35 protein-coding genes are annotated in these 25,407 nt (G+C 58.6%); 20 read left to right on the top strand and 15 right to left on the bottom strand.

Features of this window, described 5'->3' with window-relative positions; genetic code table 11:
• Nucleotides 1-106 precede the first annotated feature (106 nt).
• The 3 genes from PMI30_RS07970 to PMI30_RS07980 all read right to left on the bottom strand — a co-directional run bounded on the left by PMI30_RS07970 (nt 107) and on the right by PMI30_RS07980 (nt 2,791).
• The gene (locus tag PMI30_RS07970) at nt 107-820 is read right to left on the bottom strand and encodes an ABC transporter ATP-binding protein (RefSeq protein ID WP_008012388.1); all 714 of its coding nucleotides are present in this window, start codon (nt 818-820) and stop codon (nt 107-109) included.
• Between the two features lie 3 nt (nt 821-823).
• Complete coding sequence (locus PMI30_RS07975) at nt 824-1,660, bottom strand: ABC transporter permease (protein WP_008012386.1); 837 nt, start codon at nt 1,658-1,660, stop codon at nt 824-826.
• A 144-nt stretch (nt 1,661-1,804) separates the two neighbouring features.
• Nucleotides 1,805-2,791 carry an aliphatic sulfonate ABC transporter substrate-binding protein gene (locus tag PMI30_RS07980; RefSeq protein ID WP_008012383.1) on the bottom strand — a complete coding sequence of 329 codons (987 nt, stop codon included), beginning with the start codon at nt 2,789-2,791 and terminating at the stop codon, nt 1,805-1,807.
• A 296-nt stretch (nt 2,792-3,087) separates the two neighbouring features.
• On the opposite strand from PMI30_RS07980, the gene PMI30_RS07985 reads away from it, so the two are divergent.
• The 3 genes from PMI30_RS07985 (at nt 3,088) to PMI30_RS07995 (ending at nt 5,490) form a co-directional block, all read left to right on the top strand.
• Nucleotides 3,088-4,035 (top strand): ABC transporter substrate-binding protein, encoded by a 948-nt coding sequence (locus PMI30_RS07985; protein ID WP_008012381.1) that lies wholly within the window; start codon nt 3,088-3,090, stop codon nt 4,033-4,035.
• A 168-nt stretch (nt 4,036-4,203) separates the two neighbouring features.
• Entirely contained in the window at nt 4,204-5,103 is a 900-nt protein-coding gene (locus PMI30_RS07990; RefSeq protein WP_008012379.1) for a polysaccharide deacetylase family protein, read from the top strand.
• A gap of 135 nt (nt 5,104-5,238) precedes the next feature.
• Nucleotides 5,239-5,490: a DUF1652 domain-containing protein gene (locus tag PMI30_RS07995; protein ID WP_008012377.1), complete on the top strand. Its 252-nt coding sequence runs from the start codon at nt 5,239-5,241 to the stop codon at nt 5,488-5,490.
• 1 nt (nt 5,491) lies between these two features.
• Here the strand turns inward: PMI30_RS07995 and PMI30_RS08000 are convergent, their stop codons facing one another.
• Nucleotides 5,492-6,382: a LysR family transcriptional regulator gene (locus tag PMI30_RS08000; RefSeq protein ID WP_008012375.1), complete on the bottom strand. Its 891-nt coding sequence runs from the start codon at nt 6,380-6,382 to the stop codon at nt 5,492-5,494.
• Between the two features lie 127 nt (nt 6,383-6,509).
• Between PMI30_RS08000 and PMI30_RS08005 the strand changes: the two genes are divergently transcribed.
• From PMI30_RS08005 to PMI30_RS08045, 9 genes are all read left to right on the top strand, one after another.
• Nucleotides 6,510-7,670, top strand: a complete 1,161-nt coding sequence (locus PMI30_RS08005) for a muconate cycloisomerase family protein (RefSeq protein ID WP_162130611.1) — start codon at nt 6,510-6,512, stop codon at nt 7,668-7,670.
• A 10-nt stretch (nt 7,671-7,680) separates the two neighbouring features.
• On the top strand, nt 7,681-7,971 hold the full coding sequence (gene catC, locus PMI30_RS08010; RefSeq protein WP_007936026.1) for a muconolactone Delta-isomerase: 291 nt from the start codon (nt 7,681-7,683) through the stop codon (nt 7,969-7,971).
• Between the two features lie 51 nt (nt 7,972-8,022).
• Nucleotides 8,023-8,952 carry a catechol 1,2-dioxygenase gene (gene catA / locus PMI30_RS08015; RefSeq protein ID WP_007895548.1) on the top strand — a complete coding sequence of 310 codons (930 nt, stop codon included), beginning with the start codon at nt 8,023-8,025 and terminating at the stop codon, nt 8,950-8,952.
• 187 nt (nt 8,953-9,139) lie between these two features.
• A complete protein-coding gene (locus PMI30_RS08020) occupies nt 9,140-10,099 on the top strand; it encodes an AraC family transcriptional regulator (protein ID WP_008012371.1) in 960 nt (319 codons plus the stop codon).
• Between the two features lie 297 nt (nt 10,100-10,396).
• A complete protein-coding gene (benA, locus tag PMI30_RS08025) occupies nt 10,397-11,761 on the top strand; it encodes a benzoate 1,2-dioxygenase large subunit (RefSeq protein WP_008012369.1) in 1,365 nt (454 codons plus the stop codon).
• Nucleotides 11,758-12,246: a benzoate 1,2-dioxygenase small subunit gene (benB, locus tag PMI30_RS08030; protein WP_008012367.1), complete on the top strand. Its 489-nt coding sequence runs from the start codon at nt 11,758-11,760 to the stop codon at nt 12,244-12,246. The genes benA and benB overlap by 4 nt, the downstream gene beginning before the upstream one ends.
• Nucleotides 12,247-12,255: 9 nt before the next feature.
• Nucleotides 12,256-13,269 carry a benzoate 1,2-dioxygenase electron transfer component BenC gene (gene benC / locus PMI30_RS08035; protein WP_008012365.1) on the top strand — a complete coding sequence of 338 codons (1,014 nt, stop codon included), beginning with the start codon at nt 12,256-12,258 and terminating at the stop codon, nt 13,267-13,269.
• Between the two features lie 148 nt (nt 13,270-13,417).
• The gene (locus PMI30_RS08040; protein WP_008012363.1) at nt 13,418-14,191 is read left to right on the top strand and encodes a 1,6-dihydroxycyclohexa-2,4-diene-1-carboxylate dehydrogenase; all 774 of its coding nucleotides are present in this window, start codon (nt 13,418-13,420) and stop codon (nt 14,189-14,191) included.
• 40 nt (nt 14,192-14,231) lie between these two features.
• Complete coding sequence (locus tag PMI30_RS08045) at nt 14,232-14,930, top strand: alpha/beta hydrolase (RefSeq protein ID WP_008012360.1); 699 nt, start codon at nt 14,232-14,234, stop codon at nt 14,928-14,930.
• A gap of 12 nt (nt 14,931-14,942) precedes the next feature.
• Here the strand turns inward: PMI30_RS08045 and PMI30_RS08050 are convergent, their stop codons facing one another.
• Nucleotides 14,943-15,305 carry an NUDIX hydrolase gene (locus PMI30_RS08050; RefSeq protein WP_008012359.1) on the bottom strand — a complete coding sequence of 121 codons (363 nt, stop codon included), beginning with the start codon at nt 15,303-15,305 and terminating at the stop codon, nt 14,943-14,945.
• Nucleotides 15,306-15,526: 221 nt separating this feature from the next.
• Here PMI30_RS08050 and PMI30_RS08055 point away from each other — a divergent pair, with 221 nt between their 5' ends.
• Nucleotides 15,527-15,730: an SPOR domain-containing protein gene (locus PMI30_RS08055; protein ID WP_007895567.1), complete on the top strand. Its 204-nt coding sequence runs from the start codon at nt 15,527-15,529 to the stop codon at nt 15,728-15,730.
• A gap of 45 nt (nt 15,731-15,775) precedes the next feature.
• Here PMI30_RS08055 and osmE read toward each other — a convergent pair whose 3' ends face one another.
• Both osmE and PMI30_RS08065 read right to left on the bottom strand, forming a co-directional pair.
• Nucleotides 15,776-16,135, bottom strand: a complete 360-nt coding sequence (osmE, locus tag PMI30_RS08060; protein WP_008012357.1) for an osmotically-inducible lipoprotein OsmE — start codon at nt 16,133-16,135, stop codon at nt 15,776-15,778.
• Nucleotides 16,136-16,146: 11 nt separating this feature from the next.
• Nucleotides 16,147-16,386 carry a hypothetical protein gene (locus PMI30_RS08065; protein WP_008012353.1) on the bottom strand — a complete coding sequence of 80 codons (240 nt, stop codon included), beginning with the start codon at nt 16,384-16,386 and terminating at the stop codon, nt 16,147-16,149.
• 91 nt (nt 16,387-16,477) lie between these two features.
• Between PMI30_RS08065 and PMI30_RS08070 the strand changes: the two genes are divergently transcribed.
• The 4 genes from PMI30_RS08070 to PMI30_RS08085 all read left to right on the top strand — a co-directional run bounded on the left by PMI30_RS08070 (nt 16,478) and on the right by PMI30_RS08085 (nt 18,789).
• Entirely contained in the window at nt 16,478-17,704 is a 1,227-nt protein-coding gene (locus tag PMI30_RS08070; protein ID WP_008012350.1) for an RtcB family protein, read from the top strand.
• Between the two features lie 98 nt (nt 17,705-17,802).
• Nucleotides 17,803-18,039, top strand: coding sequence for a hypothetical protein (locus PMI30_RS08075; RefSeq protein ID WP_008012349.1), 237 nt, complete (start codon nt 17,803-17,805; stop codon nt 18,037-18,039).
• Nucleotides 18,040-18,113: 74 nt separating this feature from the next.
• Complete coding sequence (locus tag PMI30_RS08080; protein WP_008012346.1) at nt 18,114-18,449, top strand: hypothetical protein; 336 nt, start codon at nt 18,114-18,116, stop codon at nt 18,447-18,449.
• Between the two features lie 109 nt (nt 18,450-18,558).
• Complete coding sequence (locus PMI30_RS08085; protein WP_008012344.1) at nt 18,559-18,789, top strand: hypothetical protein; 231 nt, start codon at nt 18,559-18,561, stop codon at nt 18,787-18,789.
• A 265-nt stretch (nt 18,790-19,054) separates the two neighbouring features.
• On the opposite strand, the gene PMI30_RS31765 is transcribed toward PMI30_RS08085, so the two are convergent.
• Nucleotides 19,055-19,249 (bottom strand): hypothetical protein, encoded by a 195-nt coding sequence (locus tag PMI30_RS31765; protein ID WP_008012343.1) that lies wholly within the window; start codon nt 19,247-19,249, stop codon nt 19,055-19,057.
• A 188-nt stretch (nt 19,250-19,437) separates the two neighbouring features.
• On the opposite strand from PMI30_RS31765, the gene PMI30_RS08095 reads away from it, so the two are divergent.
• The 3 genes from PMI30_RS08095 (at nt 19,438) to PMI30_RS08105 (ending at nt 20,591) form a co-directional block, all read left to right on the top strand.
• Nucleotides 19,438-19,632 carry a hypothetical protein gene (locus PMI30_RS08095; protein ID WP_008012342.1) on the top strand — a complete coding sequence of 65 codons (195 nt, stop codon included), beginning with the start codon at nt 19,438-19,440 and terminating at the stop codon, nt 19,630-19,632.
• A gap of 294 nt (nt 19,633-19,926) precedes the next feature.
• Nucleotides 19,927-20,058 (top strand): hypothetical protein, encoded by a 132-nt coding sequence (locus tag PMI30_RS31925; RefSeq protein ID WP_274517729.1) that lies wholly within the window; start codon nt 19,927-19,929, stop codon nt 20,056-20,058.
• Between the two features lie 278 nt (nt 20,059-20,336).
• Nucleotides 20,337-20,591, top strand: a complete 255-nt coding sequence (locus tag PMI30_RS08105; protein WP_008012338.1) for a hypothetical protein — start codon at nt 20,337-20,339, stop codon at nt 20,589-20,591.
• A gap of 192 nt (nt 20,592-20,783) precedes the next feature.
• Here PMI30_RS08105 and PMI30_RS08110 read toward each other — a convergent pair whose 3' ends face one another.
• From PMI30_RS08110 to PMI30_RS08140, 7 genes are all read right to left on the bottom strand, one after another.
• Nucleotides 20,784-21,197, bottom strand: a complete 414-nt coding sequence (locus PMI30_RS08110) for a CBS domain-containing protein (protein WP_008012336.1) — start codon at nt 21,195-21,197, stop codon at nt 20,784-20,786.
• A 155-nt stretch (nt 21,198-21,352) separates the two neighbouring features.
• Entirely contained in the window at nt 21,353-22,045 is a 693-nt protein-coding gene (locus PMI30_RS08115; protein ID WP_008012335.1) for an SOS response-associated peptidase family protein, read from the bottom strand.
• 250 nt (nt 22,046-22,295) lie between these two features.
• Complete coding sequence (locus tag PMI30_RS08120) at nt 22,296-22,559, bottom strand: hypothetical protein (RefSeq protein ID WP_008012331.1); 264 nt, start codon at nt 22,557-22,559, stop codon at nt 22,296-22,298.
• Nucleotides 22,560-22,754: 195 nt separating this feature from the next.
• Nucleotides 22,755-23,114, bottom strand: coding sequence for a hypothetical protein (locus PMI30_RS08125; RefSeq protein WP_008012328.1), 360 nt, complete (start codon nt 23,112-23,114; stop codon nt 22,755-22,757).
• Nucleotides 23,115-23,248: 134 nt separating this feature from the next.
• Nucleotides 23,249-23,923 carry a polysaccharide lyase family 7 protein gene (locus PMI30_RS08130; RefSeq protein ID WP_008012326.1) on the bottom strand — a complete coding sequence of 225 codons (675 nt, stop codon included), beginning with the start codon at nt 23,921-23,923 and terminating at the stop codon, nt 23,249-23,251.
• Nucleotides 23,924-24,231: 308 nt separating this feature from the next.
• The gene (locus PMI30_RS08135) at nt 24,232-24,558 is read right to left on the bottom strand and encodes a hypothetical protein (protein ID WP_008012324.1); all 327 of its coding nucleotides are present in this window, start codon (nt 24,556-24,558) and stop codon (nt 24,232-24,234) included.
• A gap of 35 nt (nt 24,559-24,593) precedes the next feature.
• Nucleotides 24,594-25,385, bottom strand: a complete 792-nt coding sequence (locus PMI30_RS08140; protein WP_008012322.1) for an XRE family transcriptional regulator — start codon at nt 25,383-25,385, stop codon at nt 24,594-24,596.
• Nucleotides 25,386-25,407 lie beyond the last annotated feature (22 nt).

The raw sequence follows: 25,407 nt of genomic DNA, 5'->3' as shown, positions 1-25,407 counted from the left end.
GCCTGCTCGCGATGAGGCCATAACATTCAACATCAATGTCGGCTGTTACACCGCCATCGCGAGCAGGCTCGCTCCCACAGGTGCAGCTTCCAGGAGAAGGGCATCATCAAATGACATGCGCCCGCTGCAATTCGGTCAATGACAAGGCCTTCAGACGCGCCAGCAATGGATCGCGGCGGTCCCGGGGATGCGCCAGTTCCACCGCCAGTTCCTGACGAATGCTGCTGGGGCGGTTATCCATCACCAGCACGCGATCGCTGAGGTACAGCGCTTCATCGACATCGTGGGTTACCAGCAGCAGGGCGATGGCGTGGCGCTCGGCCAGTTGCAGCAACAGATCCTGGAGTTTCATCCGGGTGAAAGCGTCCACCGCGCTGAAGGGTTCGTCCAGCAGCAAAACCTGCGGCCGCGAGTAGAGGCCGCGGGCAATCGCGACCCGTTGCGCCATGCCGCCGGAGAGGGCTTTGGGCAGGGCATGGGCGAAACCGCCGAGGCCTACTTCTTCGATCAGTTGGGCGACCCAGGCCTTGTCGTAATCGCTGTCGGCGCTGAAACCGATGTTTTGCTCGACCGTCAGCCACGGCATCAATCGCGGTTCCTGAAACACGAAGGCGACTTCGCCGGCGTTGTTGCGCAGTTCGCCCTGAAAGTCTTTTTCCAGGCCGGCGACAATCCGCAGCAAGGTGCTTTTGCCGCAGCCGCTGGGGCCGAGCAGGCTGACGGTCTCCCGGGGCTGCAATTGCAGATGGATGTTTTTCAGGACGGTGGTGGCGGCGAAGGTTTTGCGCTCGACGCGAATGTCCAGCAGGTGTTCGGTCATGGCTCAATCCCCTGTGCTTTGGCCGTTGAAGGTGTCGCGCCAGGCCAGGAAGCGTTTCTCACAGCCTGCGAGGATGCCGTCACTGAGTTTGCCCAGCAGCGCCAAGACGATGATCGCGGCGAGCACGATATCCGGGCGTGATGTTTCGCGCCCGTCGCTGAGTAAATACCCCAGGCCTTTGGTTGCGGCGATCAGCTCGGCGGCCACCAGAAACATCCAGGCCAGGCTCATGCCGCTGCGCAAGCCGGTGAACAGGCCGGGCAGGGCAGCGGGTAACAGAATCCGCCGCACCAATCGACGCCGGCTGAAGCCATACATCTGCCCGACTTCCACCAGTTTGCGATCGATGTTGCGAATCGCCGCGACGCCGTTGAGGTACACCGGAAAGAAAGCGCCAATGGCGATCAGGACGATTTTCGAGGTCTCGTCGATGCCCAGCCATAGCAGCAACAGCGGCACCCAGGCCAGGCTCGGAATTGAGCGCAGGCCGGCGAAGGTCGGCTCCAGCCAGGCTTCGGCTTCGCGGCTCAAACCGACCCACGCAGCGAACAGCAGCGCCAGACCGGCGCCAATGGCGAACCCCAGCAGCACCCGCAGCAGGCTAGTGCTGATGTGTTTCCACAGCGCGCCTTCGGCCAGGTCCCTCAAGGTCAGCGCGATTTCGCTCGGGGCGGGCATTTGGTAGGACGGCAGCCATCCAATGCGCACGACGAATTCCAGTACGAGGACGATCAATACTGGCAGGGCCAGGCCCTTGAGGCGCAATTGCCAGACATTGCTGAGGCGGCGTGGCGCGGGCAACGTCAGGCTGGCGGGCAGGTCTTTGCTGTTGCTGGTCATGGGGGTTCTCCAGTGACGGCTGATTTGAAGCAAGATCAAAAGATCGCAGCCTTCGGCAGCTCCTACAGGGAGAGGCGTACACCGTGGATTCATGGTTGTACCCGATCAATGTAGGAGCTGCCGAAGGCTGCGATTTTTTGATCTTTATTGACTCGCCACGGTTTGTTTGAAGCCGGTATCGATCAGCTGATCGATCACTTGATCGACATTCACCCCACGGCGAACCAGTTCTTCGGAGACCAGAATCGGTGCGGCAGCCTTTGAGGCGATCACATCCCTGGCGGTCAGTTGCGGGTTGCTCAGGTCGGTGCGCGACAGTTGCAGCCGGGCCACTTCCAGCGGCAGACCGGACTCGGTGGCGAGCAACTTCGCCAGCTCGTCAGGATTTTTCACCGCCCAGTCGCGAGCTTTTTCGTAGGCGCTCAGCACCGCTTCAATGGTTTTCGGATGCTCTTTGGCGTAGGTCTCGGTGACGCTGACCACGCCATAACTGTTGAAATTGGTGTTGCGGTACAGCAAGCGCGAACCGGCCTGGACTTCGCTCGCGGCCATGTGCGGATCCAGGCCGGCCCAAGCGTCGACGTCACCTTTCTCCAATGCGGTGCGACCGTCCGGATGTTGCAAGTGCACCAGCTCCACATCGTCCTTGGTCAGGCCGGCCTGTTGCAGGCTGCGCAGGGTGAACAGGTACGGGTCGGTGCCTTTGGTCGCGGCGATTTTCTTGCCTCTGAGGTCGGCCACGGTTTTGTACGGCGAATCCTTGCGCACCACCAACGCCGTCCATTCGGCGCGGCTGTATACGTAAACCGATTTGATCGGACTGCCATTGGCCCGGCTGAGCACGGCGGCGAGGCTGGCGGACGAGGCGAAGTCGACACCGCCGCTGTTGAGGTATTCCAGCGAGCGGTTGCTGCCCTGGCTCAGCACCCAGCTGACTTTGGTCTGTGGCAGGGCCTTTTCCAGAAAGCCGAAGTGTTTGAGCACCAGGCTGACCGGCGAGTAGTAGGCGTAGTCCAGATGCACTTCGGCCGGTGGCGTTTCAGCCGCTTGAGCGAAGGTCGGCAGGCATAGGGCCAGTGCGCAGGCGCTGAGCAGGTGCCTGACGTTGGGAAAGCGGAAGATCGGTTTCATGGGACAGCTCCTGGCAAGGCGGCGAGATTCTTATTTCCGAAAAATCATTTTTCGTTAGTGCGTCCTGCGTTAAAGGAATATTGCAGGCTCTGTGCCATGTCCTGGAATTGCCGGTTTATCAGGGGTTGGAGGCGGATGGTGGGGTATCAGCGTGCACCGGGGAAAACAGTCTGTTGAGTCACTGTTGCTAGGTAAACACTGACTGTTCGCGGTCATGAGCTTATGCATAAATAGAATTTAATCAGGGTTTTACAAGAGCGTTATGGTCTATAAAAATATCCCTCCAGGAGCCCCTGATGAACCTGTCCCGATACTTGCGCGGTCTGTTGGCCAGCGCCCTGTTTACCGTACCTTTGAGCTACGGTGCCGACCCCGTGGTGTTGCACGTCGGCGATCAGAACTACTACAACATTCGCGCCTCGGTGGAGGCATCGGGTGTGCTGCAAGGAGCGCCCTACACCGTTGACTGGAAGCACTTCCAGGCCGCTGCGCCGCTGGCCGAAGCGCTGAATACCGGCGCGTTGGACCTGGGTTTTCTCGGTGATTCGGGGTTTCTGTTTCTGGCCGCCAAACAGGCACCGGTCAAGCTGATCGGCGTGTCGCGGCAGAACCCGGACACCATCGCCTTGCTGGTGCCCAAGGACTCGCCGGTGAAAACCATCGCCGATCTCAAGGGCAAGAAAGTCGCTTACTGGCCCGGCGCCTGGAGCCAGCAACTGACCCTGCGCGCCCTGGAACAAGCTGATTTGCCGGACAACTATGTCGACTTCATCAAACTGATGCCAATCGACGCCGCTGCCGCGTTACCCCAAGGCAGCATCGACGCGTTTCCGGTCTGGGAACCCTACATTTCCCAGCAGATTCTGTTCTCCGGCGCCCGGCCAATTCTTACCGCCAAAAACCTGATGCCCGGCCTGAGCGCCATCGCCGCTTCGACGCCTTCGATCGACAGTAAACGCGAAGCCATTGCCGACTTCCTGGTGCGCCTGAAAAAGGCCCGGGCCTGGGTCGACACCCACACTGACGAGTACGCCGATCTCTGGGCGAAAAAGGCCAACCTTGATCAGAACGTATCGCGCCATTGGCTGCGCCAGGCGCACATGAGCGTCGGCCCGGTGGATCAGCAGGCCGCGGCGGATCTGCAAAGCACCGCGGACTTCCTGTTCAAGGTCAAGGCACTGCCGGCCGCCCTGGCGACGGCACCGATCATCGACAGCTCGTTCCAGCAGGCGCTGGCGCAATAACCGAAAATCGAAGGCATAACGCGAGTCCGGGAGCGCGCGCTGGAACCAAACACTGTGTACCCTTATCCAACTTCGGCTTGCAGCGATCTGCGGGCCGGTCAAAGGGATAAATGGGCGAGGGGTTTTTGCCATTAAACGTGAGCCGCAAGGTCTGGTCCAAGGCAAAACATGAAGCAGCTGGTCAAGGTTCTCTCCGCGTTCGCCATCGCAGTCGGCCTGTTTGGCTGCATCGCCGCGCCCATTGATATGACGCCGCAGACGCAACAGCGTTTGCGCGAGCAAGCGCCGATACGCTTTTTGCTGACCTTCGACGACGGGCCCAGCGCGTCCGGTTTTTACAACCCGACGGTCACCGTGCTCGACAGCCTCGCACGCAATCCGCTGCAACCCGACATCAAAGCGGTGTTCTTCGTGCAGACCCGTGACTCACGCGCCGGCGGCAGTGAAGCGGGTCGGCAGATCATGCGTCGCGAACACGCCGAAGGTCACCTGTTGGGCTTCCACACGGCCACGCGCCGGCACACCAACCATCGTTCACTGGACCCGGAAGAACTGGAACAGTCGCTCACTGATGGCAGCGCAGATATTGCCGCGATCACTGGCGCCTCGCCGACCCTGCTGCGCCCGCCGTTCTGGAACTATGACAAGCGTACCTTTGCGGCCTATCAACAGCATGGCATGCACGTGCTGCTGACCGACCTGAGCGCCAATGACGGCAAGATCTGGGGCTTCAACGCCAGCCCTCGTCGGCGGGCCAATATGCTGCGACAGTTGTCCGAAGTCCGCGAGCGCATCGCCCTCGGCGAGTTGCCGACGGTGGACGGGGTGATTCCGGTGGTGGTGACCTTTCACGACCTGAATCGCTACACCGCCCGGCATACCCGCGAATACCTGCAAATCCTGCTGGACAGCGCCCGTGCCACGGGTCTAGTGACGGCGCAACAAGCGTTTTACGACGATACGGCAGCACTGCAGCGGGCGGCCATGGCGCGTACTGTCCGTGACAGTTCAGAGGCGGTTGAGCTGCCTGGGATCTGGAACTGGTTGTGGGACGGGGATGCTCACTGAACGATGCCGGACGATTAACAGTTGAAAGTGAGAAGTAGCTAACATTAATTGTTAGCGTTTACTGGCGCGGGTTTATTGAAGTTGATCTACGCTTGAGTGGATCCAATCGGAAAACCGTCCCCGAGGGTGCTCGCCATGGTTCCAGTTCCCCAGCTTTGCGGCATTGTGGAGTCAGGTTTCAAACCGTTGTCCTGCGAATGCACCGTGAATCGAGATGAAACATTGCGGATCAAGGTCTTCGATCACAGCACCGGTCGGATTGAGCTATTGATCACCGGCGTATCGCCCGACGAGTTGACCAGTGTCCGCGATATTTCCAACCTGATCGGCGAACTTCGCACAGAAATGCGCGCCGGGCGCCGAGCCTTTGCCGGAGTCATGGCTTGATTTACGAACCTTCGCGCGGCAGCAGTTCATCGATCATCTGCAAACAATGATTCAACCCCGGCGATACATCGCCTACGCGCCGGCTGAGGATGATCGGCGAGGTGGCGTTGTCTTCCAGCACCGGGGTGAAGCCAATATCGTCGCGGTGCAGCAACTGCACTGAAGCCGGCACTAACGTCACCCCGATTCCCGCCCCCACCAGACCGATCGCCGTTTGCAGTTCGTTGGTCCATTGCGCCACGTTGATGTGCACGCCATAGGATTCAAACAACGCGATCACATGATCGGCATAACTGGGGCGCGGGTTGCCGGGGTAAAGCACAAAGGGTTCCTTCGCCAGTTCACGAAGGCTGATGGGCCTGGCGAGGAGCGGATGACCGGCGGGCAGGGCGGCGACCAGTCGATCTTCGGTGAGCACGGTCTGGAGGATGGCCGGGTCGTCGATGCGGATGCGCCCGAAGCCAATATCAATGCGCCCGGCCTTGAGCGCTTGCACCTGTTGCAACGTGGTCATTTCCGAGAGCCCCAACTCCAGCGCCAGCGGCTCGCCGCTGCGCAGTCGGCGGATCAGTTCCGGCAGCACGCCATAGAGGGTCGATGGCGCAAAGCCGATGCCCAGCCAGGTCTTTTCGCCCAGGCCGATTCGCCGTGTGTTGTCGCACACCTTGCCCAGTTGTTCGAGCAGGGCGGTGGAGTGTTCATGGAAAAACCGCCCGGCGTCCGTCAGCTTCAGCGGTCGGCCGCGCTCCAGCAGCAGCACCCCGAGTTCGTCTTCCAGTTGCTGGATCTGCCGGCTCAGCGGCGGTTGGGCGATGTGCAGCAGTTCGGCGGCGCGGGTGAAGTTGAGGGTTTGAGCCAACACCTGAAAATACCGCAGGTGACGCAGTTCCATGAGGCCTCCGCACATTGATCTGGTGAATACCTTTAAGGTATCGAGCCAGACCAATTCTATATTGGCCGCCTGGAAAAAGCCGTATGAGAATCCGTTCCAGAACTTTAAGAACCTGACGGGTATCGACATGCGTGCAACTGCCATTGAATCGATCGAGACGATCATCGTCGATCTGCCGACCATTCGCCCGCACAAGCTGGCGATGCACACCATGCAGAACCAGACCCTGGTGATCATTCGTGTGCGCTGTGCCGACGGCATTGAAGGTGTCGGTGAGTCGACCACCATTGGCGGTCTGGCCTATGGCAACGAAAGCCCGGACAGCATCAAGACCAACATCGACAAGCACTTCGCGCCACTCTTGATCGGCCAGGACAGCGGCAATGTGAATGCCGCAATGTTGCGCCTGGAGCGCAGCATTCGTGGCAACACCTTCGCCAAGTCAGGTATCGAAAGCGCCTTGCTCGACGCCCAGGGCAAGCGTCTCGGCCTGCCAGTCAGCGAGCTGCTGGGCGGCCGTGTTCGTGACGCGCTGCCGGTGGCCTGGACCCTGGCCAGCGGCGACACCGCCAAGGACATCGCCGAAGCGGAAAAAATGCTCGACCTGCGTCGCCATCGGATCTTCAAGCTGAAAATCGGCGCAGGCGAGGTCAACCGCGACCTGGCCCACGTCATTGCGATCAAAAAGGCGCTGGGCGATCGCGCCAGCGTGCGGGTCGATGTCAATCAGGCCTGGGATGAAGCAGTCGCGCTGCGCGCTTGCCGGATCCTCGGAACCAATGGCATCGACCTGATCGAACAACCGATCTCGCGCAATAACCGCGCCGGTATGGTGCGCCTGAATGCCATGAGCCCGGCGCCGATCATGGCCGATGAATCCATCGAGTGCGTGGAAGATGCTTTCAACCTGGCGCGTGAGGGCGCCGCTTCCGTGTTCGCCCTGAAAATCGCCAAGAACGGCGGCCCACGCGCCGTGTTGCGAACCGCCGCGATTGCCGAGGCGGCCGGTATTGGCCTGTACGGCGGCACCATGCTCGAAGGCGGCATCGGCACGCTGGCCTCGGCCCATGCCTTCGTCACGCTCAACACACTGAGCTGGGATACCGAGTTGTTCGGTCCGCTGCTGCTCACCGAAGACATTCTCAGCGAGCCATTGGTCTACCGCGATTTCCAACTGCACGTCCCGCAGACACCGGGATTGGGCCTGGTTCTGGATGAAGAGCGCCTGGCGTTTTTCCGTCGGGACAAAGTATCCAGGACCACATCCACTGCCGTTCATCAAGCCTGAGGAGGGCATCATGCTGTTTCACGTAAAAATGACGGTGAATTTACCGGTCGACATGAACCCCGAACGCGCCGCTCAGCTCAAGGCCGACGAAAAAGCCCTGGCCCAGCGCCTGCAAGAGCAAGGCAAGTGGCGCCATCTGTGGCGCATCGCCGGGCTCTATGCCAATTACAGCGTGTTCGATGTCGACAGCGTTCAGGAACTGCATGACCTGCTGATGCAATTGCCGCTGTACCCGTACATGGCCATCGAGGTCAACGCGCTGTGCCGGCATCCTTCTTCCATTCGCGAGGATGACCGCTGAACCCAGCCTGTTCAGTTCGCTACGCTAATAATTACAAGATGAGGAACCACCATGAACGTCAAGATTTCCCACACTGCCAGTGCCCAGAAGTTTCTCGAAGACGCCAGCGGTCTGCATAACGAAGCCGGCGATCCGCGGGTCAAGGCGCTGATTTACCGGATCCTGCGCGATTCGGTGAACATCATCGAAGACCTGGCCGTGACCCCGGAAGAGTTCTGGAAAGCCGTCAACTACCTCAACGTGCTGGGTGCGCGTCAGGAGGCCGGATTGGTGGTGGCCGGGCTCGGTCTGGAGCACTACCTCGACCTGCTGATGGATGCCGAAGATGAACAGGCCGGCAAGGCCGGCGGCACACCACGGACCATCGAAGGGCCGCTGTATGTGGCGGGTGCGCCACTGTCGGAAGGTGAAGCGCGGCTGGACGATGGCGTCGATCCGGGCGTGGTGCTGTTCATGCAGGGCCAAGTGCGCAACACCGCCGGCGAACCGCTGGCCGGCGCGGTGGTGGATGTCTGGCACGCCAACACCGGCGGCACTTATTCGTACTTCGATACCACTCAATCGGAATTCAACCTGCGTCGTCGTATCGTCACCGATGCCGAGGGCCGGTACCGTTTTCGCAGCATCGTGCCGTCGGGCTACGGCTGCCCGCCGGACGGTCCGACCCAGCAATTGCTCGATCAACTGGGCCGTCATGGTCAGCGGCCGGCGCACATTCACTTCTTCATCTCTGCGCCGGATCATCGTCACCTGACCACCCAGATCAACCTCGACGGCGATCAATACCTGCATGACGATTTCGCCTACGCCACCCGTGACGAACTGATCGCCAAAATCACCTTCAGCGATGATCCGCAGCGTGCGGCGGCCCATGGTGTCAGTGGTCGCTTTGCCGAAATCGATTTCGATTTCACCTTACAATCCTCTGCCCAGCCTGAAGAGCAGCAACGCCACGAGCGGGTGCGTGCGCTCGAGGACTGATACCCTCGACCAGCTGAACCTTTGTGGGAGCGAGCCTGCTCGCGAAAGCGGAGTGTCAGTCAACGTTGACGCTGATGGCCCTTTCGCGAGCAGGGCTCGCTCCCACAGGTCGGTCAACTGACACACCGTTACAACCACTGCCCTGGAATGGCCTGACGCAACCGATAACAACAATGAGAGTGAACCGATGATGCAAGCGCAATTGTTGAGTCATCGCAGCAGAGTCTTCGACCATGCCGACCCCTACGCGGTGTCGGGCTACGTCAATCAGCATGTCGGCAACCATTGCCTGCGGATGCCCAGGGCCGGCCGGCCGCTGGCCAGCCTCGATCATCGCAAATTCGCCAGCCTCGACCTGTGCCGCATCAGTTACGGCGCCAGCGTGCGGGTTATGTCCCATGCGCTGGACAGCATCTATCACTTGCAAGTGCTGCTGCGCGGCAACTGCCTGTGGCGTGGCCATGGTCAGGAACATTACTTCGCTCCCGGTGAGTTGCTGCTGATCAACCCTGATGATCCAGTGGATCTGACCTATTCCAGTGATTGCGAAAAATTCATCCTGAAAGTCCCCTCGCGGCTGCTGGAGTCGGTGTGCGAAGAGCAGCGCTGGCGGTATCCGGGGCAGGGCGTGCGGTTCCTGGAGAACCGTTATCAACTCAATGAACTGGAAGGTTTTGTCGGTTTGCTGGCGATGATTTGCCAGGAGGCGGAAGCCACCGAACAGATTCCCCGCGTGCAGGAGCACTATGCGCAAATCGTGGTCAGCAAGATGCTCGGCCTGATGAAGACCAATGTCATGCGCACCGATCCCGGCTCAGCCTCGGCCACGTTCGAGGCGCTGGTCGATTACATCGCGTGCAATCTCAAGCAGGACATCGACAGCGAAGAACTGGCGCGCCAGGCGCGGATGAGCCTGCGTTCGCTGTATGGGTTGTTCGAACGCAACGCGGGGGACACGCCGAAAAACTACATCCGGCAGAAAAAGCTCGAGCGTATTCACGCCAACCTGAGCGACCCGACCTGCAACGTGCGCAACGTCACGGAAGTGGCCATGGATTACGGCTTTCTGCACCTGGGCCGGTTCTCCGACAGCTACCGCAAACAGTTCGGCGAATTGCCTTCCGACACCCTCAAGCGCCGTCACTGAATAGGTTGCGATAAATAACCTGTGGCGAGGGAGCTTGCTTGTGGCGAGGGGGCTTGCCCCCGTTCGGCTGCGCAGCAGTCGTAAATCCAGCCGATGCGGTGTGCCTGACAGAATGCCGGGGGCCGCTTCGCGACCCGACGGGGCGATGCGGCGTTCCGACAAGCCCCCTCGCCACGGGTATGCCGTCGCATCACCTGCTGCACAAAACGGATACAGGTCTGCACCCCGCGGATAGTCCGCCCCATCCCCTCGTCCTAGCATGGCCCTGCCTGAATAAAAACAATGGAGGCGGCGGCCATGTCCCTGCGACCCGAATACCTTCACTCCCTGCTTGAAGACGACCCTGAGCAGGGCATCTATCGCTGCAAACGCGAGATGTTCACCGATCCGCGGCTGTTCGACCTCGAGATGGAACACATCTTTGAAGGCAACTGGCTGTACCTCGCGCATGAAAGCCAGATCCCCAACAACAACGATTTCTACACCACCACCATGGGGCGTCAGTCGATCTTTATCGCGCGCAACAAGGACGGTGAACTGAACGCCTTTATCAATGCGTGCAGCCACCGTGGGGCGATGCTCTGCCGGCACAAGACCGGCAACAAGAGCACGTACACCTGCCCATTCCACGGCTGGACCTTCAACAACTCCGGCAAGCTGCTCAAGGTCAAGGACCCGGCGGCGGCCGGCTACCCGGCGAGCTTCAATTGCGAAGGCTCCCACGACCTGACCAAAGTCGCGCGTTTCGAGTCTTATCGCGGTTTCCTGTTCGGCAGCCTCAAGGCCGATGTGGTGCCGCTGGTTGAGCATCTGGGCGAGTCGGCGAAGATCATCGACATGATCGTCGACCAGTCCGCCGATGGCCTGGAAGTGCTGCGCGGTTCCTCCAGCTACATCTACGAAGGCAACTGGAAACTCACCGCCGAAAACGGTGCCGACGGCTATCACGTCAGCTCGGTGCACTGGAACTACGCCGCGACCCAGAACCAGCGCAAACAGCGCGAGGCCGGTGATTGCAACCCGACCATGAGCGCCGGCAGTTGGGCCAAGCAGGGCGGCGGTTTCTATTCCTTCGACAAGGGCCACATGCTGCTCTGGACCCGTTGGGCTAACCCCCAGGACCGTCCGCTGTACGAACGTCGCGACGAGTTGGCCCGGGATTTCGGCAAGGCTCGCGCCGACTGGATGATCGAGAACTCGCGCAACCTGTGCCTGTACCCGAACGTGTACTTGATGGACCAGTTCAGCTCGCAGATTCGCATTGCCCGGCCGATCTCGGTCAACCGCACCGAAATCACCATTTACTGCATCGCCCCCAAAGGCGAAAGCGACCACGCCCGGTCGAGCCGGATTCGTCAGTACGAAGACTTTTTCAACGTCAGCGGCATGGCGACCCCGGACGATCTGGAAGAGTTTCGCTCCTGCCAGACGGGTTACCAGGGCAGCGTTACCGCCTGGAACGACATGTCCCGTGGTGCCGAACATTGGGTGGAAGGCGCCGATGACGCGGCCAAAGAGATCGACCTGCATCCGCTGCTCAGCGGCGTGCGTACCGAAGACGAAGGCCTGTTCGTGCTGCAACACAAGTATTGGCAGCAAACCATGCTCAAGGCGTTGGCCGCGGAGCAGTCCGAACTGATTGCAGTGGAGGCTGTGCAATGACCATTACCTATGACGCGGTGCGCGACTTTCTCTACCGCGAAGCACGCTACCTCGACGACAAACATTGGGACGACTGGCTGGAGTTGTACGCGCCGGACGCGACATTCTGGATGCCGTCCTGGGACGACAATGACGAGCTGACTGAAGACCCGCAGCGGGAAATCTCGCTGATCTGGTACGGCAACCGCACCGGCCTGGAGGACCGCATCTTCCGCATCAAGACCGAACGCTCCAGCGCCAGCGTGCCGGACACCCGCACCTCGCACAACCTCAGCAACATCGAGCTGCTCGAACAGGCCGACGGGCTGTGCAAGGTGCGCTTCAACTGGCACACCCTGAGCTTTCGCTACAAGACCGTCGACAGCTATTTCGGCAGCAGCTTCTACACCCTGGATGTGCGCGGTGAGAACCCGTTGATCAAGGCCAAGAAAGTGATCCTGAAGAACGACTACGTTCGCCAGGTCATCGATGTCTACCACCTCTGAGGCCGCGTCATGACTCATTCCATTGCATTCAATTTCGAAGACGGCGTCACCCGGTTCATCGACGCCAACGCCGGCGAAACCGTGGCCGATGCCGCGTACCGCCAGGGCATCAATATTCCACTGGACTGCCGCGACGGCGCCTGCGGCACCTGCAAATGCTTCGCCGAGGCTGGCCGCTATGATTTGGGCGAGGACTACATCGAAGACGCCCTCAGCGCCGACGAAGCGCAGCAGGGTTTTGTCCTGACCTGCCAAATGCGCGCGCAGAGCGATTGTGTGGTGCGGGTGCCGGTTTCATCGGATGTCTGCCGCACCCGTCAGGCCAGTTACGACGCAACCATCAGCGCCGTACGCCAGTTGTCCGACAGCACCATCGCGCTGTCGATCAAGGGCGAGGCCCTGAGCAAACTGGCGTTCCTGCCGGGGCAGTATGTGAACCTCGGGGTGCCCGGCAGTGAGCAGACCCGCGCTTACTCGTTCAGCTCGTTGCAGCGCGACGGCGAAGTCAGCTTTCTGATTCGCAACGTACCCGGCGGCTTGATGAGCAGTTTCCTCACCGGCATGGCCAAGGCCGGCGACAGCATGAGCCTGGCCGGACCGTTGGGCAGCTTCTATCTGCGCGACATCCGCCGTCCATTGTTGCTATTGGCCGGTGGCACCGGTCTGGCGCCGTTCACCGCGATGCTGGAGAAAATCGCCGAGCAGGGCAGTGAGCATCCGCTGCATTTGATCTACGGCGTGACCAACGATTTCGATCTGGTGGAACTCGATCGACTCGAAGCCTTTGCCGCGCGAATTGCGAACTTCAGCTTCAGTGCCTGCGTGGCCAATCCCGACAGCCGGCACCCGCTCAAGGGCTACGTGACCCAACACATCGAGCCACGGCATTTGAACGATGGCGACGTCGACGTCTACCTGTGCGGCCCGCCGCCGATGGTCGAAGCGGTCAGCCAGTTCATCCGCGAACAAGGCATTGCGCCTGCGAACTTTTACTACGAGAAATTTGCCGCCAGCGCGGCCTGAAAATGTTCTGCGGTGACGCCCCTGTAGGAGCTGCCGAAGGCTGCGATCTTTTGATTTTGCTTTCAAAAAACAAGATCAAAAGATCGCAGCCTTCGGCAGCTCCTACAGGATCGCCTCGCCGGGAAGCAAACTTCGTCACGAGGTACACATGAACAGATTCCACGAAAAAGTCGCGCTGATTACCGGTGCCGCCCAGGGCATCGGCCGACGCGTGGCTGAACGCATGGCCGCTGAAGGTGCGCGGTTGATTCTGGTCGACCGCTCCGATCTGGTGTTCGAACTCCAGAAGGAACTGGGGCAGGGCAGCCAGGTACTTGCCCTGACCGCCGACCTTGAGCAGTACAGCGAATGCAGCCGCGTGATGCGCACTGCTGTCGAACGTTTTGATCGCCTCGATGTGCTGGTCAATAACGTCGGCGGCACGATCTGGACCAAGCCTTTCGAGCACTATGAAGAGCAGCAGATCGAAGCCGAAGTCCGCCGTTCGTTGTTCCCGACGCTGTGGTGTTGCCATGCCGCACTGCCATTCATGCTCGAACAAGGCAGCGGCGCCATCGTCAACGTTTCGTCCATTGCCACCCGTAGTGTCAATCGCGTGCCATACGGTGCGGCGAAGGGCGGGGTCAATGCGCTGACCGCATGCCTGGCGTTCGAAACGGCCGGTCGTGGCGTGCGGGTCAACGCGACCGCCCCCGGTGGCACCGAGGCGCCACCACGACTGATTCCGCGCAATGCCGCGGAACAAAGCGCTCAGGAAAAGCTCTGGTACCAGCAGATTGTCGACCAGACCCTCGACAGCAGTTTGATGAAGCGCTATGGCACGCTGGATGAGCAGGCAAGCGCTATCCTGTTTCTGGCCAGCGACGAAGCCTCCTACATCACCGGGATGGTCATGCCGGTCGGTGGCGGGGATCTGGGCTGACAGGCTTGCAACACACCCTCCATGAACGGGAGTCATCCTGATGAGCGACAAACCCACCATTGTGCTGGTCCACGGTTTTTGGGGCGGTGCCGCCCACTGGAACAAGGTCATCGCCGAACTGATCCACAAGGGCTACACGAACATCCGCGCGGTCGAGATACCGCTGACCTCCCTGGCCGACGACGTGATGCGCACCCGCAAAATGGTGGCGCAGGTGTCGGGACCGGTATTGCTGGTGGGGCATTCCTATGGCGGCGCGGTGATCACCGAGGCTGGCGATCAACCGAATGTCGTCGGGCTGGTGTACATCGCCGCGTTTGCCCCGGACGTCGGCGAAAGTCCCGCGAGTATTACTCAACAGCATCCACCGGCGGCGGCTGCGAACCTGGCCCCCGACAGCGACGGCTATTTGTGGGTCAAGCCTGAGCTTTACCACGAAAGCTTCTGTCAGGATCTGCCCGCCATCGACGGGTTGGTCATGGGCATTACCCAGAAAGCACCGCTGGCCAGCACGTTTGGCGACACCATCAACACAGTGGCGTGGAAGAACAAACCGTCGTGGTATCAGGTCTCCGCGTACGACCGGATGATCGCGCCGCAAAACCAGCAATCAATGGCGGTGCGACTGAACGCCAGGGAGATTCTGACCCTGAACGCCAGCCATGCGTCGCTGGCTTCGATGCCGGCCGAGATTGCCGGGCTCATCGACAAGGCTGCGACGGCATTGGCCAAAGCCTAGAGAGGCTGCGACCTACAAGCGGCGCTGGAACGCTTTGACGATTCTGAGCGTGGCGTCGCTTGTTTTCAGGTTCTGGACGGCGTCCAGCGGATGCCAGATGCAGTCATGGATTTCATTCTGTGGCCGAGCCTCTGCGATGTTTACAACCGACGCCTCGTAAACATGGTGCCGGGTGCTGGTCGTTTCCCATTCCATCAGGTACAGCATGTCATCGACCTCAAGCCCTGTTTCCTCGTAGAGCTCTCGTATGGCCGCGCCCGCAGCGGTTTCGCCAGGCTCGACTTTTCCGCCTGGCAAGGTCCAGCGACACTTGGGTTTGCGCACCAGGAGAATATGCCGATCCTGCTCGCAAATGACGGTTGCACGTACTTTCATGGGTTACTCGACTGCCGTTTGTCACAAAACAGTCATAAAAATGCAATATTCAGACCGACATCCGCAGAAGTGTCTGCTTCAAGGGTTGGAGTCGATAGCGCGGCTGAAAGTGCAATGAAATGCCGGAATCCTGACGCGACGTCTGGCTGGCACTTCAGTGAAGGTCGGGTGTAAGGTAATTGAGTCGATCCAGGACTATCACTGCCGAAATGGAGGTGACTATGAGCGTTCCGATGCTGACCAAAATGCACATGAACGGCTACGACGTACTCAGCGTGAACAACGGCCCCTGGCGGGTGTGCACCAAAGGTGACCGGCTGGGAGCCTTTGGCAGCAGAGAGGAAGCACTGGCCTATGCGGCTTCGCTTCCCGCCTACAGAGCCCGGTCGGGTAAAGCGTCGCGTAGCCACAAATCAGACAAATAGCGCGTTGTAGCAGCTGCCGAGCCTGCGTTCGGCAGCTGCTACAGGTCAGTAACCGCCGCCCATCCCGCCCGTGGAGGGGGAATATTCTCTGGCTTTTTGTTGGGCTCGACTCCATTGCGCGCAGGTCATGAAACTTTTGTGGTCGACCTTGCCCGTGCCATCGAAGCTGACATTGTACGGTTGCTGATGGCCGGCCTGCGTCAGCTTGTAGTCAAAACAGGTGCCCGGTTCCACCGTACGCGGTGTTATCGATACAGGCTGACCGCCAATCTGCTGGACTTGATCCTTGCTCATGCCGGTCTCGACCTTGGCGACCAGCGGTTGGTCTCGATAAACGTGTGATTCCGTGTTGCAGCCACCTGACGCCGCCAGCACGGCGATCAGCGCGCATAGAGGCTTGTTCATGACAGCGCTCTCTAGTGAACTTTCGTTCGAGTGATGGATTTTGCTTTTACTTCTTCAGCATAGCCCGCCAGTCGCTCTTCATCGCCCTGGAACAACGCGCACAGCCTTAGTGTTGCCTCTGCGTCCACGTCATTGCCGGCCTGGCGCAACTGATCGGCGATGCGCAAAAGCTCTACTGCCGACCACCTCAGGTCCGACGCCACGCCTTGCAGGTCACGCCGAAGTTGCTGTTCATATTCGTTAAGCCACATGATGACCTCCTGCAATTCCCCGCTACGAAATAGTAATCCCATTTACCAGTCTGGAGCGTTATGTTCGTCTGATCGCAAGAGAGTCGAAATCATGCAACAACCTGTCTACCAACTGCTGGAAGTCGCCAACGGCAAGCCGATCAAACTCTGGACCGAGGGTGTGCCGGTTGAAAGCGAAGCCCGGCAGCAATTGATCAATACCGCGAAGATGCCGTTCATCTTCAAGCACCTGGCAGTGATGCCGGATGTGCATCTGGGCAAAGGGTCCACCATCGGCAGCGTGATCCCCACCGTGGGCGCGATCATTCCGGCGGCCGTGGGGGTGGACATCGGCTGCGGCATGATTGCCGCGCGCACGTCACTGACCGCCGCCGACTTGCCAGACAACCTGCACGGCCTGCGCAGCGCCATCGAAAAGGCCGTGCCCCATGGCCGCACGTTGAGCCGTGGCCGCCGCGATGAAGGCGCCTGGAACCACGTTCCACAGCAGGCCGATCAAGCCTGGGCGGCGCTGAGCTCACGGTTCAAGGCGATTACCGACAAATACCCGAAACTCGCCAGCACCAACAATCGTCATCACCTGGGCACCCTCGGCACCGGTAACCACTTCATCGAGGTCTGCCTGGACGAGGCCAACCGCGTCTGGTTCATGCTGCACAGCGGCTCTCGCGGCGTTGGCAATGCCATCGGGACCCTGTTCATTCAATTGGCCCAGGCGGACATGCGCCAGCACATCGCCAATCTGCCGGACCGCGATCTGGCCTATTTCAAGGAAGGCAGCCGGCATTTCGATGACTACGTCGAAGCGGTGGGCTGGGCTCAGGACTTCGCCCGGCAGAACCGCGCGTTGATGATGCAGGCGGTGATTCAGGCCGCGCGGCAAGTGATCCGCAAACCCTTCGAGGTCGCGCTGGAAGCTGTGAACTGTCATCACAATTACGTGCAGAAAGAGCGGCACTTCGGCGAAGACGTCCTGGTCACCCGCAAGGGCGCGGTGTCGGCGAAGAAGGGCGAACTGGGGATCATTCCCGGCTCCATGGGCGCCAAAAGCTTCATCGTTCGGGGGCTCGGCAACGAGCAATCGTTCTGTTCCTGCAGCCACGGTGCCGGTCGGACCATGAGCCGCACCAAAGCCAAAAATACCTTCACTGTCGCAGACCAGATCCGCGCGACCGCTCATGTGGAGTGCCGCAAGGATGCGGCGGTCATCGATGAGATTCCGATGGCTTACAAGGACATCGACAAAGTCATGTACGCCCAGCGTGATCTGGTGGAAGTGCTGCACACCTTGCGACAGGTGGTCTGCGTGAAGGGGTAGTGAGGGAACCGCTTCCATTGGTCGGGAACATTAACGCGAATGAACAGCTCTGCTGTCGTATTGAGGTAATGATTCATTCGCTAGGGAGGCCATCTCAAATGACGACTACCGATGATTTCAGACACCATGCGCATGAGCTGATCGTTGACCTGGATACGGCAACCACGGAAATGATGAAACTGATCTCGGCCCATCAGTTGAGCGGCCCGGAATGGGAGCGGGTCACGAAATGGCAGCATGAAGCGTACGAGCGATGGATGACGTACCTGAATGCGAGGTCGTATCCCGATTCCGGCTCGGGGGCCGAGCCGGGGCAGGGCGAAGCCCCTGTATAGAGTGCGTCGGGTGTCCGCTGGATGTCTGCGCAAGTACAGGCTACATTTCCCGTTTTTCAGGATAGGGAAGCGTTATGCGCATGTTGATAGCGGGAACAGCGGTGGCTGTATTGGCGGGCTGTTCATTACCCGCATCCGTGGTGCCCGGCGAGCCCAATATCAGCAAATACAGCGATAAGGCGCCCAAGGAATATGCCGCGTGTGTATTGCCGTTGTGGCGTCAGGACATTCCGGGATCGACGCAATCGGCGATTTCCAATGGCTACCGGATCACCGCACCGAGCATCATTACAGCTGACGAAATTCTGGTTATCGTGAAATCGAAGGATGGCAGCCAGGTATCGCTTTACCAAGGTCCACCGTGGGCCAAGTCAGGAGCGCTGCGCCAAGCTGTCCGGGATTGTTTGTAACGCTCGTTCGTGCTCCGTTGGGGGTGACGGCCTGTGCCGTATGTCGGAATCAAGGAACGGTCATTCCTGAAGTAACTTCCAAGAGCAAACAGTCCCCGGGAGTTTGGCTATGAATGATGATCGAAAAAAGGCAGCCCTCGATGCCTGGTACCGGCTCTTGAGAGAGCCGGAGGCCGGAATGGATTGTGAAGAACACTACGACAAATTGCTGAAAGTGGCGGATGAAATGGAGGGCGCCGGGCTCATCAACAACGCCGAATGGCGTGAACTGGTGCGCGATGCGCGGGGGGCTTTTTCCGCTGCAACCGATGGCGTCGGGAGTGGAATAGTCAGCAGATGACTTAAAAATAGTGTGGATATTTAATGGGTTAGGAGATTTAGTAACTGGATAGTGACTCAGAATATCTTGTTACAAGTCGCGCGATTGGGTAATATCGCCCCGCGTTCACCACCACGGTTTATGCATTTTTAAAGCCCAGGCGTCCATCAGCTGCCTGGGCTTTTTTTTTGTCTGGAATTTGGAATGGCTTATGAGCGCGCTGCCGGCAGAGAGCCAGCAGCGTCGATGATGAGCATGATGGACAAAACGTTATTGATGCCTGTCGTTACCCGACTGGATCAGCCTTGCGCCGATCGCTGCCGGACGGGTTGCCAGTGTCAAGAAGCCTCCTTTCTACCAGGACATTTTTCAGGGCCTGGCGTGCCGAAGGGCTTAACTGATCTTCTCTCAGCTTGAGTTCGAGCAAGATGGGGTTGGACCATCCACGATAGGTTTGCTCGGAAATTCGAGTAGATGTCATCTATCTCTCCTTTGATGAATCGCCCGACAACACAGTGGGCGAAGTCCTGTGCGCTAAAAATCCTAGTTGAGGAAATGACTTGTCGCCAGTGAACGGATTGCAATGAGGTGCCGATCATCCTTCGCGACGCGGGTAGCCTGCGATTCGGGCGTAAACTAAAGAGGCTACCTCACCAAAAGGAGCCGCATATGATCGCCGACCAAATGAATAGACAGGAGTCGGAGCAAAGCGTTGTTTGGGATCAATACTTCTGTGCCGCGTTGATTGCGGAAAGCAATCTGACGGCACCGGTGGTAGGAGAAGCCACCCACGAAGACAGGCAGAATCTGTTAATCCAAAGGGCCAAAGCACTCGCCGACAAGATGCTGGAAAACAGAAGATAACTTGAGCCCAGCCATTGCGCTGGGCTCTTCACTTTTTGATGTGCTTATCTTTCTGCCAAGTGAGCGCTCCTTGGTCGCGGATCGTCTACAGTTGGTAATTCATGGATACGGAGATCGAACATGAAGTGCCTAATCTGTCAGGCTGCCTCCAATGCTGTTCACGCGGCTGGAGACTGGTCAGAAGTCAAATGCTCGGCCGGATGTGGACGCTACAAGGTCTCGGCGAACCTTGTGGCGAAAATGAAATTCAAGAACGAGTTCTTTGACATCGAACGCACAAGACGATGGCTTGAGATGTCCCGAATCGATGAACCGGTGCCGTTGATATCCACCTATGACTACCACGTTGCCTTATTGCATCGCGACACCGAGGAGAGGTCGGTCATCGCGCCGACTCGCGCCAGGCAGCCGCTGACTTCGGATTAGAATCCGCCCCCCGATGCTGACGCAGACTTTGTAGGAGCTGCCGCAGGCTGCGATCTTTTGATCTTCAGCGCTTCCTGAAAGATCAAAAGATCGCAGCCTTCGGCAGCTCCTACAGGGCTCACGCAGGTATTGCTCGATCTATCGACAAAAAACAAGCAACCTCCATGGATAGCCCCTGTCGATATCAACATGTCCCCGCTATTCGTCATCACACCTACCCAGGTTGTCATCATTTATGGCGGGCTGAAAGCGGCTAACTGAATGATCAGGAGGTGGCTATGAGCTGTCCGCTTTGTGGAAACACTAATGCGCTGGAAGATCTTTCGTTCGGCGGTGGCTTGCGTATTTATTGTGAGCCGTGCGGTGGTTTCTATCGGATTTCAACAACCCTGAATGCCTTGGCCGACGGAAAAACCTATGACACCGAGCGCACTCGAGCCCGACTGAAAAAGAAGCGTGAAACCGACCAATTGGAAGACCAGGAGCCGGCGCTAGGCGCGGAGGACAAGGACCTGCTCGTCGAGCCAAACTGATGTTTCGTGCAATAAGCATGCGACCCGAACGACGCACTGGGTGTGGGAAGGTTATCTCGGCGAGACGGTTGCGGCGGATGTGTGCACAAGGACTCGCCTGACCCTGAAGCCGGCTTTCGAACGGGATTCCAGGCCAGGCGAGCGCGCCAGATCCATGCGAGCTTTGATCCTGATGAACGCTTAAGCGGCCCGTTAATGAGCCTGTGCCACTCCGCGCAAAACCGTAGCAGCGGCGGATTGAGATCGAGTGCTGGCAATGTTTCCCAGCGACACAACGCCAACCAGACGCTTGTCTCGGTTGAGCACGGGCAGGCGACGCAGTTGCACGTCCGCCATGTTTTTTGCCACATGCTCTATGTCTTCATCCTCAAAGCAATAGCGGATGCCGCCAGTCATTACTTTACTGATAGGGGTTTTGCCGGGGAGTCCTTCGGCTACGGCCCTGATGGCTATATCCCGGTCCGTGATCATGCCAATCAGACGCTCTTGCTCCTCAACCATGATGGCGCCGCTATCGATCCTGGCCATCATGTTCGCGGCCTCCTGGATTGTCTGGCTTGGCTTGGCTGTTAAAACATCTTTCGTCATAACTTCCGAAATCTTCATGAAAAGACTCCTTTAAAGTGATGCTTCAGTGATTAAGGGCTGCCAATTTTTTCGACTTGGAGGGGAAGTGCGGGTTCAGATTGTTTTATCCCCGCTCGTCATGGTCGCGGGGCGTCACTGGGGATTCGTACAGGCGGGGTGAGTCTGCGGGCGAGTCATGTACTCAGGTCGTCGATAGGCTCTATCAGTTCTGAGCCCTGGTTCTTCACATTGCCCACAGCCATGTCCACTTTGAACCATTCGAAGACGTCGCAAGGTTCGCTTTGCTGCAGGAGAATCTGCTCGGCGCGCTCCTTGGGCGTGTAGGGATCAATCCATTCCCGGGCCAGTTCGGGATTGAGCGTCACTGGCCGACGGTCGTGAACATCCACCATGCCGCCTTCACTGTCCGCGGTGATGATCACGAAGCCATCATGCTCGTCTGGCTCCTTTTCGTACCTTGGATACTGACCAATTGCGGCGCACAGGATCGGCGCGCGATCCTTGCGACGGATCAGGTAAGGCTGCTTCTTCGGGCCGCCCTCGTAAACCCATTCAAACCAGTTGTCGATGGCAATGATTGCCCGGTGCGGCCATATCTCCTTGAAGAATGGGTCGTGGGCGACTTTCTCAACCCTGGCGTTGATCGGTGTCGCATGATCCCTGGCCCAGTGCGGTCGCCAGCCCCAACGAACCCTGTCGGCGTGCAGCATGTCGCTTTCCTCATGGAACAGGGCGAGCTGAGTCGACGGCGCGGCGTTGTAGAGCTCAAGCGGCTGATCGCCAGCATTGTTGACCAGGGCGTTGGGCATACTCAGCGCCGCCACGAACTCGTGAATGCCTCGATACTGCGAAAGTCGTCCGCACATGGCTGAGCCCTCATGCTTAATCCTGAGCTTAGACAATAGTTTCAGGGCGATCCATGAGGCGATCTGACATATCGCGAAGCCGATCAAGATTGGCCATGCTTGAGCTCGATATTCTGACGTCGGTCAAGGCTCAGCAGGCCGAGTGGGTAGGCTTGGTGCAGGTCAGCACATTCGACAATGAACCGAGCCAGCCAGACGACTGCATCCCATCACTGGGGGCGTACCCCGAGCAGCCGAAGTCGGATGGGGGTCAATGAACCGCCGGGGAGCTGGGGGCGGGGACGTGATCAAATCTGGAAATCTCTTTGATCCAGAAACGGCGATATTTAGTCTGGTCTGGCGACAGCGGTTTGTGATTTGACCAGGGATGCTCAGTTTTCAAGCTGGCGCGGTACACCTCCCATTCCTTCTCCTCGGCCACTTCCTTGGCCCTTTTCTCATCATCGAACCAGCCAAGTACATAAACTTCGCCCTGATCCATTCCATGCTCGATCAGCAGATAGATATCTTTCATAAGCTTGAACCCACTACTACACGTTCTGAAATCCCCTGATGCCGGGGCATTGTTTTGACTATTGGCAGGCACTTTTCGATTGTTGAGTATTATCGATGAATGGCGCGAAGTCGAACTTGTGTCCGATAGCCTGACTGATCGCGCCGCACAGGATCGGTGCCGCGTGATCCTTGGCCCGTCATCTCCCAGCGCCAATTAAACCGATGGCTCGTCACGTTGGCGAAATCGCTCGGCGCGGTCGACGCAGTGGGTCATCTGTGCCGCCGCATGAACGGTCAAGGGATGCTGGGTAAAACCGGGCCTGGGGGAAATGTAGTCGGCCATGTCCCGGGCAATGGCGAGCTGACGTTCCGAACCTTCTGCCAGCAGCGCGATGACCAGGTTTTCCAGGGCAATCACCCGCACACGCAAGTGAACCAGTTCGGCGTTGGTCAAGGCGGGCGGGGCGGTAAACGCGTCGCCATCGATGGATGTTGCGGCGTTTTGATCGTCCCATGTCGACAGGGTTGGATGGTCTGGTGCCTCAACGTTTGGGCAAGGATTTTTATTGAGCATGAGCGACGACTCCTAGTCTGTTCAGCCGTTAGAAGCTTAGCTGCAGGATCGTGATGGGGGGAGGGCAGAGCAGGAGCCAGCGGTGCGGCGATCCGACTTGCCGCACCGCTGGCTCCTACAGGTCCGATTTAATATCAAGCGTGGGTGATGGAAAGATCGCTGATGATGCACACCGAACCGTCTTCGGGGTCGGTGGTGTCGGAGTAATCGATCTGGTTGTACACACCGCCGTGGAAGGCCAGCGTTTTCGTGTCCCAGGTGTTGTCGAGGCGCATGATTGCGGAGGTCGATTTGACCCCGTTACAGCTCGCCGAAACGGAGACAGCGCCGCTCGAATTGGCGTGAATGTTGATTTTGAACAGTGCCCCGAGCGGCACGTCTTCCAGAACCGTCGTGTTCACCGGGTCTTCTTGAAGATAACTCGACCGGAACCCCATGGTGATCCGGCCTTTGTTCCAGAACACCTTTACCGGTGGTCGCTCTGAACCCTGCACATGAATCTGGCTGATCACGACCTTCTGCAGCGAGTTGACCTTCGTCAGCCGCATTTCTTGTCGGTTCCAGTGGTCAGCAGCGCTGGCGAACAGCCAATAACCTGGCTCTTTCCACTCGCAGCGGGTGCGGCGCGTGCTTTTGCTCGAAGCGCCGAGTGTCGGTGCCGTCATTTGCAGCGAGCCATCTGGAAGCATCGAAATGACTTCCGGACATTCAAGCAGTGCCCGCCAGCCGATGAGCTCGAGTGCGATGGGGTTGGTCTCGGAGATGGGAAGCGGTGTTGCGATTGTGTAGTTGCTGATGTCTACAGTCATGGTCATTTTCCTTAATTCATTGATGTCACCTTTTGCTCCATTGAGCCTTGCGCTTTTGATGTAGGCCTACATCCCACTGCCCACTCGATGAATGGGCAGAAGTGATGCTTTCGTTGCTGGGCCGGTGTTGTCTTGACTTGCAAATAAAAGTAGCAGTGCTGCTATTTAAAGTAAATAGCGCTGCTAATAATATTATTGAAAGGCACAAAAAAGCCCGCGCTTGGCGGGCTTCTAATCGATGACGGATCCTGCAGAGTGTCGTTCTGCGCCTGAAGTCGGGTCGCAGACATGTCCCAAGGCCACACCGCTCATTGAGCTTTCTGCAGCTTCATCCAAGGCGGTATTTCTACCTTGGGGCACTTCATCGCAACCATGCGGCGATTGAGTGCGAATACCTTTGAGTAATCGAGAGGCTCGAACCATGAGGTTTTTCTGCTCCGCATCCCATTTCCCGGCATTTGCCAAAAGACGGCGTCATTGAGGTACTTGCACTGCTCGAGCCTATCCGCCTCTGTGGCGGGCATTGGCATCGCCTCGATCTGCTTTTCGTACTCGGTCTTTTCCTTCGGCACGCTGGTGCATCCAGAGGCGAGGAGGGCTACGAGCAGAGGTGCCGTAATCCGTAAAATGTTCATGTCCATTTCCCTATGCAAATGCCTGATGCGGTCAATCAGCGGGCAAACATTCCCCACCAGAACACGTGGCCCAGAATCACGATTTGCTGTTCCTGGATTTCTGCAAAGGTGTAGTCCTCATCCGGGTGCTCGTCGCGATTGAAGCTGCGCAGGCGGATGCCCGTTGGTAGGCGGTAAACCTGCTTCACCCGTAGCTGACCGTTGTGGTTGATGGCGTACATGTCGCCGTCAACGATATCGCCCAGTGAACTCTTGCCGACGTTGATGCCTACGGTTGCGCCGTCACGCAGCACTGGCAGCATGCTGTTGCCGCTGACAACCACACACTTCGCGTTGCTGAACTGAACGCCGTTATGGCGAAGGTCCTTCTTGAAAAAGCGCAGCCGGGCGCTGTCGCTTTCCTCAATGACGAAACGGCCTGATCCGGCCGCCAGTTCCACTTCGCGCAGGAAGGGAACGTAGACCTCATCGTCATCCAGGGGCGTGTCGTCATCCCAAGGCTGGATGTCCGACATCATTACGCTTGGCTGAATGCGCTCGGAAGACTGGACGCTGGCAATGGTCGACATCAGGCGTGGGCTCACTTCGCTGGCATCGAAGCGCAAGGCTTTTGCCAGTTTCAGGAGTGCCTCGACGTTCAGTGGAACCTTGCCGGTTGCGTACTGACTGAAGGCGCTTTGGCCAGACCAGCCGCAAGCTTCAGCCACGTCCGCTTGAGTGAGATTTGATCCAGCCGCTTTAGCGGCAGACTTTCGCTGGTCGTAAATAGCCTTGAGCCTGGTGCTCTCGGCAACTTCTTCAGGGGTAAGGGGGCGGCGTGTTTTCATGGCGACAAGAGTATTAGCAGAA

It is taken from the genome of Pseudomonas sp. GM50 (genome assembly GCF_000282375.1).
In the GTDB taxonomy this organism is placed as follows: Bacteria; Pseudomonadota; Gammaproteobacteria; order Pseudomonadales; family Pseudomonadaceae; genus Aquipseudomonas.
The sequence above is the reverse complement of the archived record's forward strand: the minus strand, read 5'-3'. Positions and strand labels throughout refer to the sequence as shown.

Excerpts from the sequence above, each read along its gene's own strand:
- PMI30_RS07970 (WP_008012388.1), bottom strand. The coding sequence starts at position 820 with ATGACCGAACACCTGCTGGACATTCGCGTCGAGCGCAAAACCTTCGCC.
- PMI30_RS07975 (WP_008012386.1), bottom strand. The coding sequence starts at position 1,660 with ATGACCAGCAACAGCAAAGACCTGCCCGCCAGCCTGACGTTGCCCGCG.
- PMI30_RS07980 (WP_008012383.1), bottom strand. The coding sequence starts at position 2,791 with ATGAAACCGATCTTCCGCTTTCCCAACGTCAGGCACCTGCTCAGCGCC.
- PMI30_RS07985 (WP_008012381.1), top strand. The coding sequence starts at position 3,088 with ATGAACCTGTCCCGATACTTGCGCGGTCTGTTGGCCAGCGCCCTGTTT.
- PMI30_RS07990 (WP_008012379.1), top strand. The coding sequence starts at position 4,204 with ATGAAGCAGCTGGTCAAGGTTCTCTCCGCGTTCGCCATCGCAGTCGGC.
- PMI30_RS07995 (WP_008012377.1), top strand. The coding sequence starts at position 5,239 with ATGGTTCCAGTTCCCCAGCTTTGCGGCATTGTGGAGTCAGGTTTCAAA.
- PMI30_RS08000 (WP_008012375.1), bottom strand. The coding sequence starts at position 6,382 with ATGGAACTGCGTCACCTGCGGTATTTTCAGGTGTTGGCTCAAACCCTC.
- PMI30_RS08005 (WP_162130611.1), top strand. The coding sequence starts at position 6,510 with ATGCGTGCAACTGCCATTGAATCGATCGAGACGATCATCGTCGATCTG.
- catC (WP_007936026.1), top strand. The coding sequence starts at position 7,681 with ATGCTGTTTCACGTAAAAATGACGGTGAATTTACCGGTCGACATGAAC.
- catA (WP_007895548.1), top strand. The coding sequence starts at position 8,023 with ATGAACGTCAAGATTTCCCACACTGCCAGTGCCCAGAAGTTTCTCGAA.
- PMI30_RS08020 (WP_008012371.1), top strand. The coding sequence starts at position 9,140 with ATGATGCAAGCGCAATTGTTGAGTCATCGCAGCAGAGTCTTCGACCAT.
- benA (WP_008012369.1), top strand. The coding sequence starts at position 10,397 with ATGTCCCTGCGACCCGAATACCTTCACTCCCTGCTTGAAGACGACCCT.
- benB (WP_008012367.1), top strand. The coding sequence starts at position 11,758 with ATGACCATTACCTATGACGCGGTGCGCGACTTTCTCTACCGCGAAGCA.
- benC (WP_008012365.1), top strand. The coding sequence starts at position 12,256 with ATGACTCATTCCATTGCATTCAATTTCGAAGACGGCGTCACCCGGTTC.
- PMI30_RS08040 (WP_008012363.1), top strand. The coding sequence starts at position 13,418 with ATGAACAGATTCCACGAAAAAGTCGCGCTGATTACCGGTGCCGCCCAG.
- PMI30_RS08045 (WP_008012360.1), top strand. The coding sequence starts at position 14,232 with ATGAGCGACAAACCCACCATTGTGCTGGTCCACGGTTTTTGGGGCGGT.
- PMI30_RS08050 (WP_008012359.1), bottom strand. The coding sequence starts at position 15,305 with ATGAAAGTACGTGCAACCGTCATTTGCGAGCAGGATCGGCATATTCTC.
- PMI30_RS08055 (WP_007895567.1), top strand. The coding sequence starts at position 15,527 with ATGAGCGTTCCGATGCTGACCAAAATGCACATGAACGGCTACGACGTA.
- osmE (WP_008012357.1), bottom strand. The coding sequence starts at position 16,135 with ATGAACAAGCCTCTATGCGCGCTGATCGCCGTGCTGGCGGCGTCAGGT.
- PMI30_RS08065 (WP_008012353.1), bottom strand. The coding sequence starts at position 16,386 with ATGTGGCTTAACGAATATGAACAGCAACTTCGGCGTGACCTGCAAGGC.
- PMI30_RS08070 (WP_008012350.1), top strand. The coding sequence starts at position 16,478 with ATGCAACAACCTGTCTACCAACTGCTGGAAGTCGCCAACGGCAAGCCG.
- PMI30_RS08075 (WP_008012349.1), top strand. The coding sequence starts at position 17,803 with ATGACGACTACCGATGATTTCAGACACCATGCGCATGAGCTGATCGTT.
- PMI30_RS08080 (WP_008012346.1), top strand. The coding sequence starts at position 18,114 with ATGCGCATGTTGATAGCGGGAACAGCGGTGGCTGTATTGGCGGGCTGT.
- PMI30_RS08085 (WP_008012344.1), top strand. The coding sequence starts at position 18,559 with ATGAATGATGATCGAAAAAAGGCAGCCCTCGATGCCTGGTACCGGCTC.
- PMI30_RS31765 (WP_008012343.1), bottom strand. The coding sequence starts at position 19,249 with ATGACATCTACTCGAATTTCCGAGCAAACCTATCGTGGATGGTCCAAC.
- PMI30_RS08095 (WP_008012342.1), top strand. The coding sequence starts at position 19,438 with ATGATCGCCGACCAAATGAATAGACAGGAGTCGGAGCAAAGCGTTGTT.
- PMI30_RS31925 (WP_274517729.1), top strand. The coding sequence starts at position 19,927 with ATGTCCCGAATCGATGAACCGGTGCCGTTGATATCCACCTATGACTAC.
- PMI30_RS08105 (WP_008012338.1), top strand. The coding sequence starts at position 20,337 with ATGAGCTGTCCGCTTTGTGGAAACACTAATGCGCTGGAAGATCTTTCG.
- PMI30_RS08110 (WP_008012336.1), bottom strand. The coding sequence starts at position 21,197 with ATGAAGATTTCGGAAGTTATGACGAAAGATGTTTTAACAGCCAAGCCA.
- PMI30_RS08115 (WP_008012335.1), bottom strand. The coding sequence starts at position 22,045 with ATGTGCGGACGACTTTCGCAGTATCGAGGCATTCACGAGTTCGTGGCG.
- PMI30_RS08120 (WP_008012331.1), bottom strand. The coding sequence starts at position 22,559 with ATGAAAGATATCTATCTGCTGATCGAGCATGGAATGGATCAGGGCGAA.
- PMI30_RS08125 (WP_008012328.1), bottom strand. The coding sequence starts at position 23,114 with ATGCTCAATAAAAATCCTTGCCCAAACGTTGAGGCACCAGACCATCCA.
- PMI30_RS08130 (WP_008012326.1), bottom strand. The coding sequence starts at position 23,923 with ATGACTGTAGACATCAGCAACTACACAATCGCAACACCGCTTCCCATC.
- PMI30_RS08135 (WP_008012324.1), bottom strand. The coding sequence starts at position 24,558 with ATGAACATTTTACGGATTACGGCACCTCTGCTCGTAGCCCTCCTCGCC.
- PMI30_RS08140 (WP_008012322.1), bottom strand. The coding sequence starts at position 25,385 with ATGAAAACACGCCGCCCCCTTACCCCTGAAGAAGTTGCCGAGAGCACC.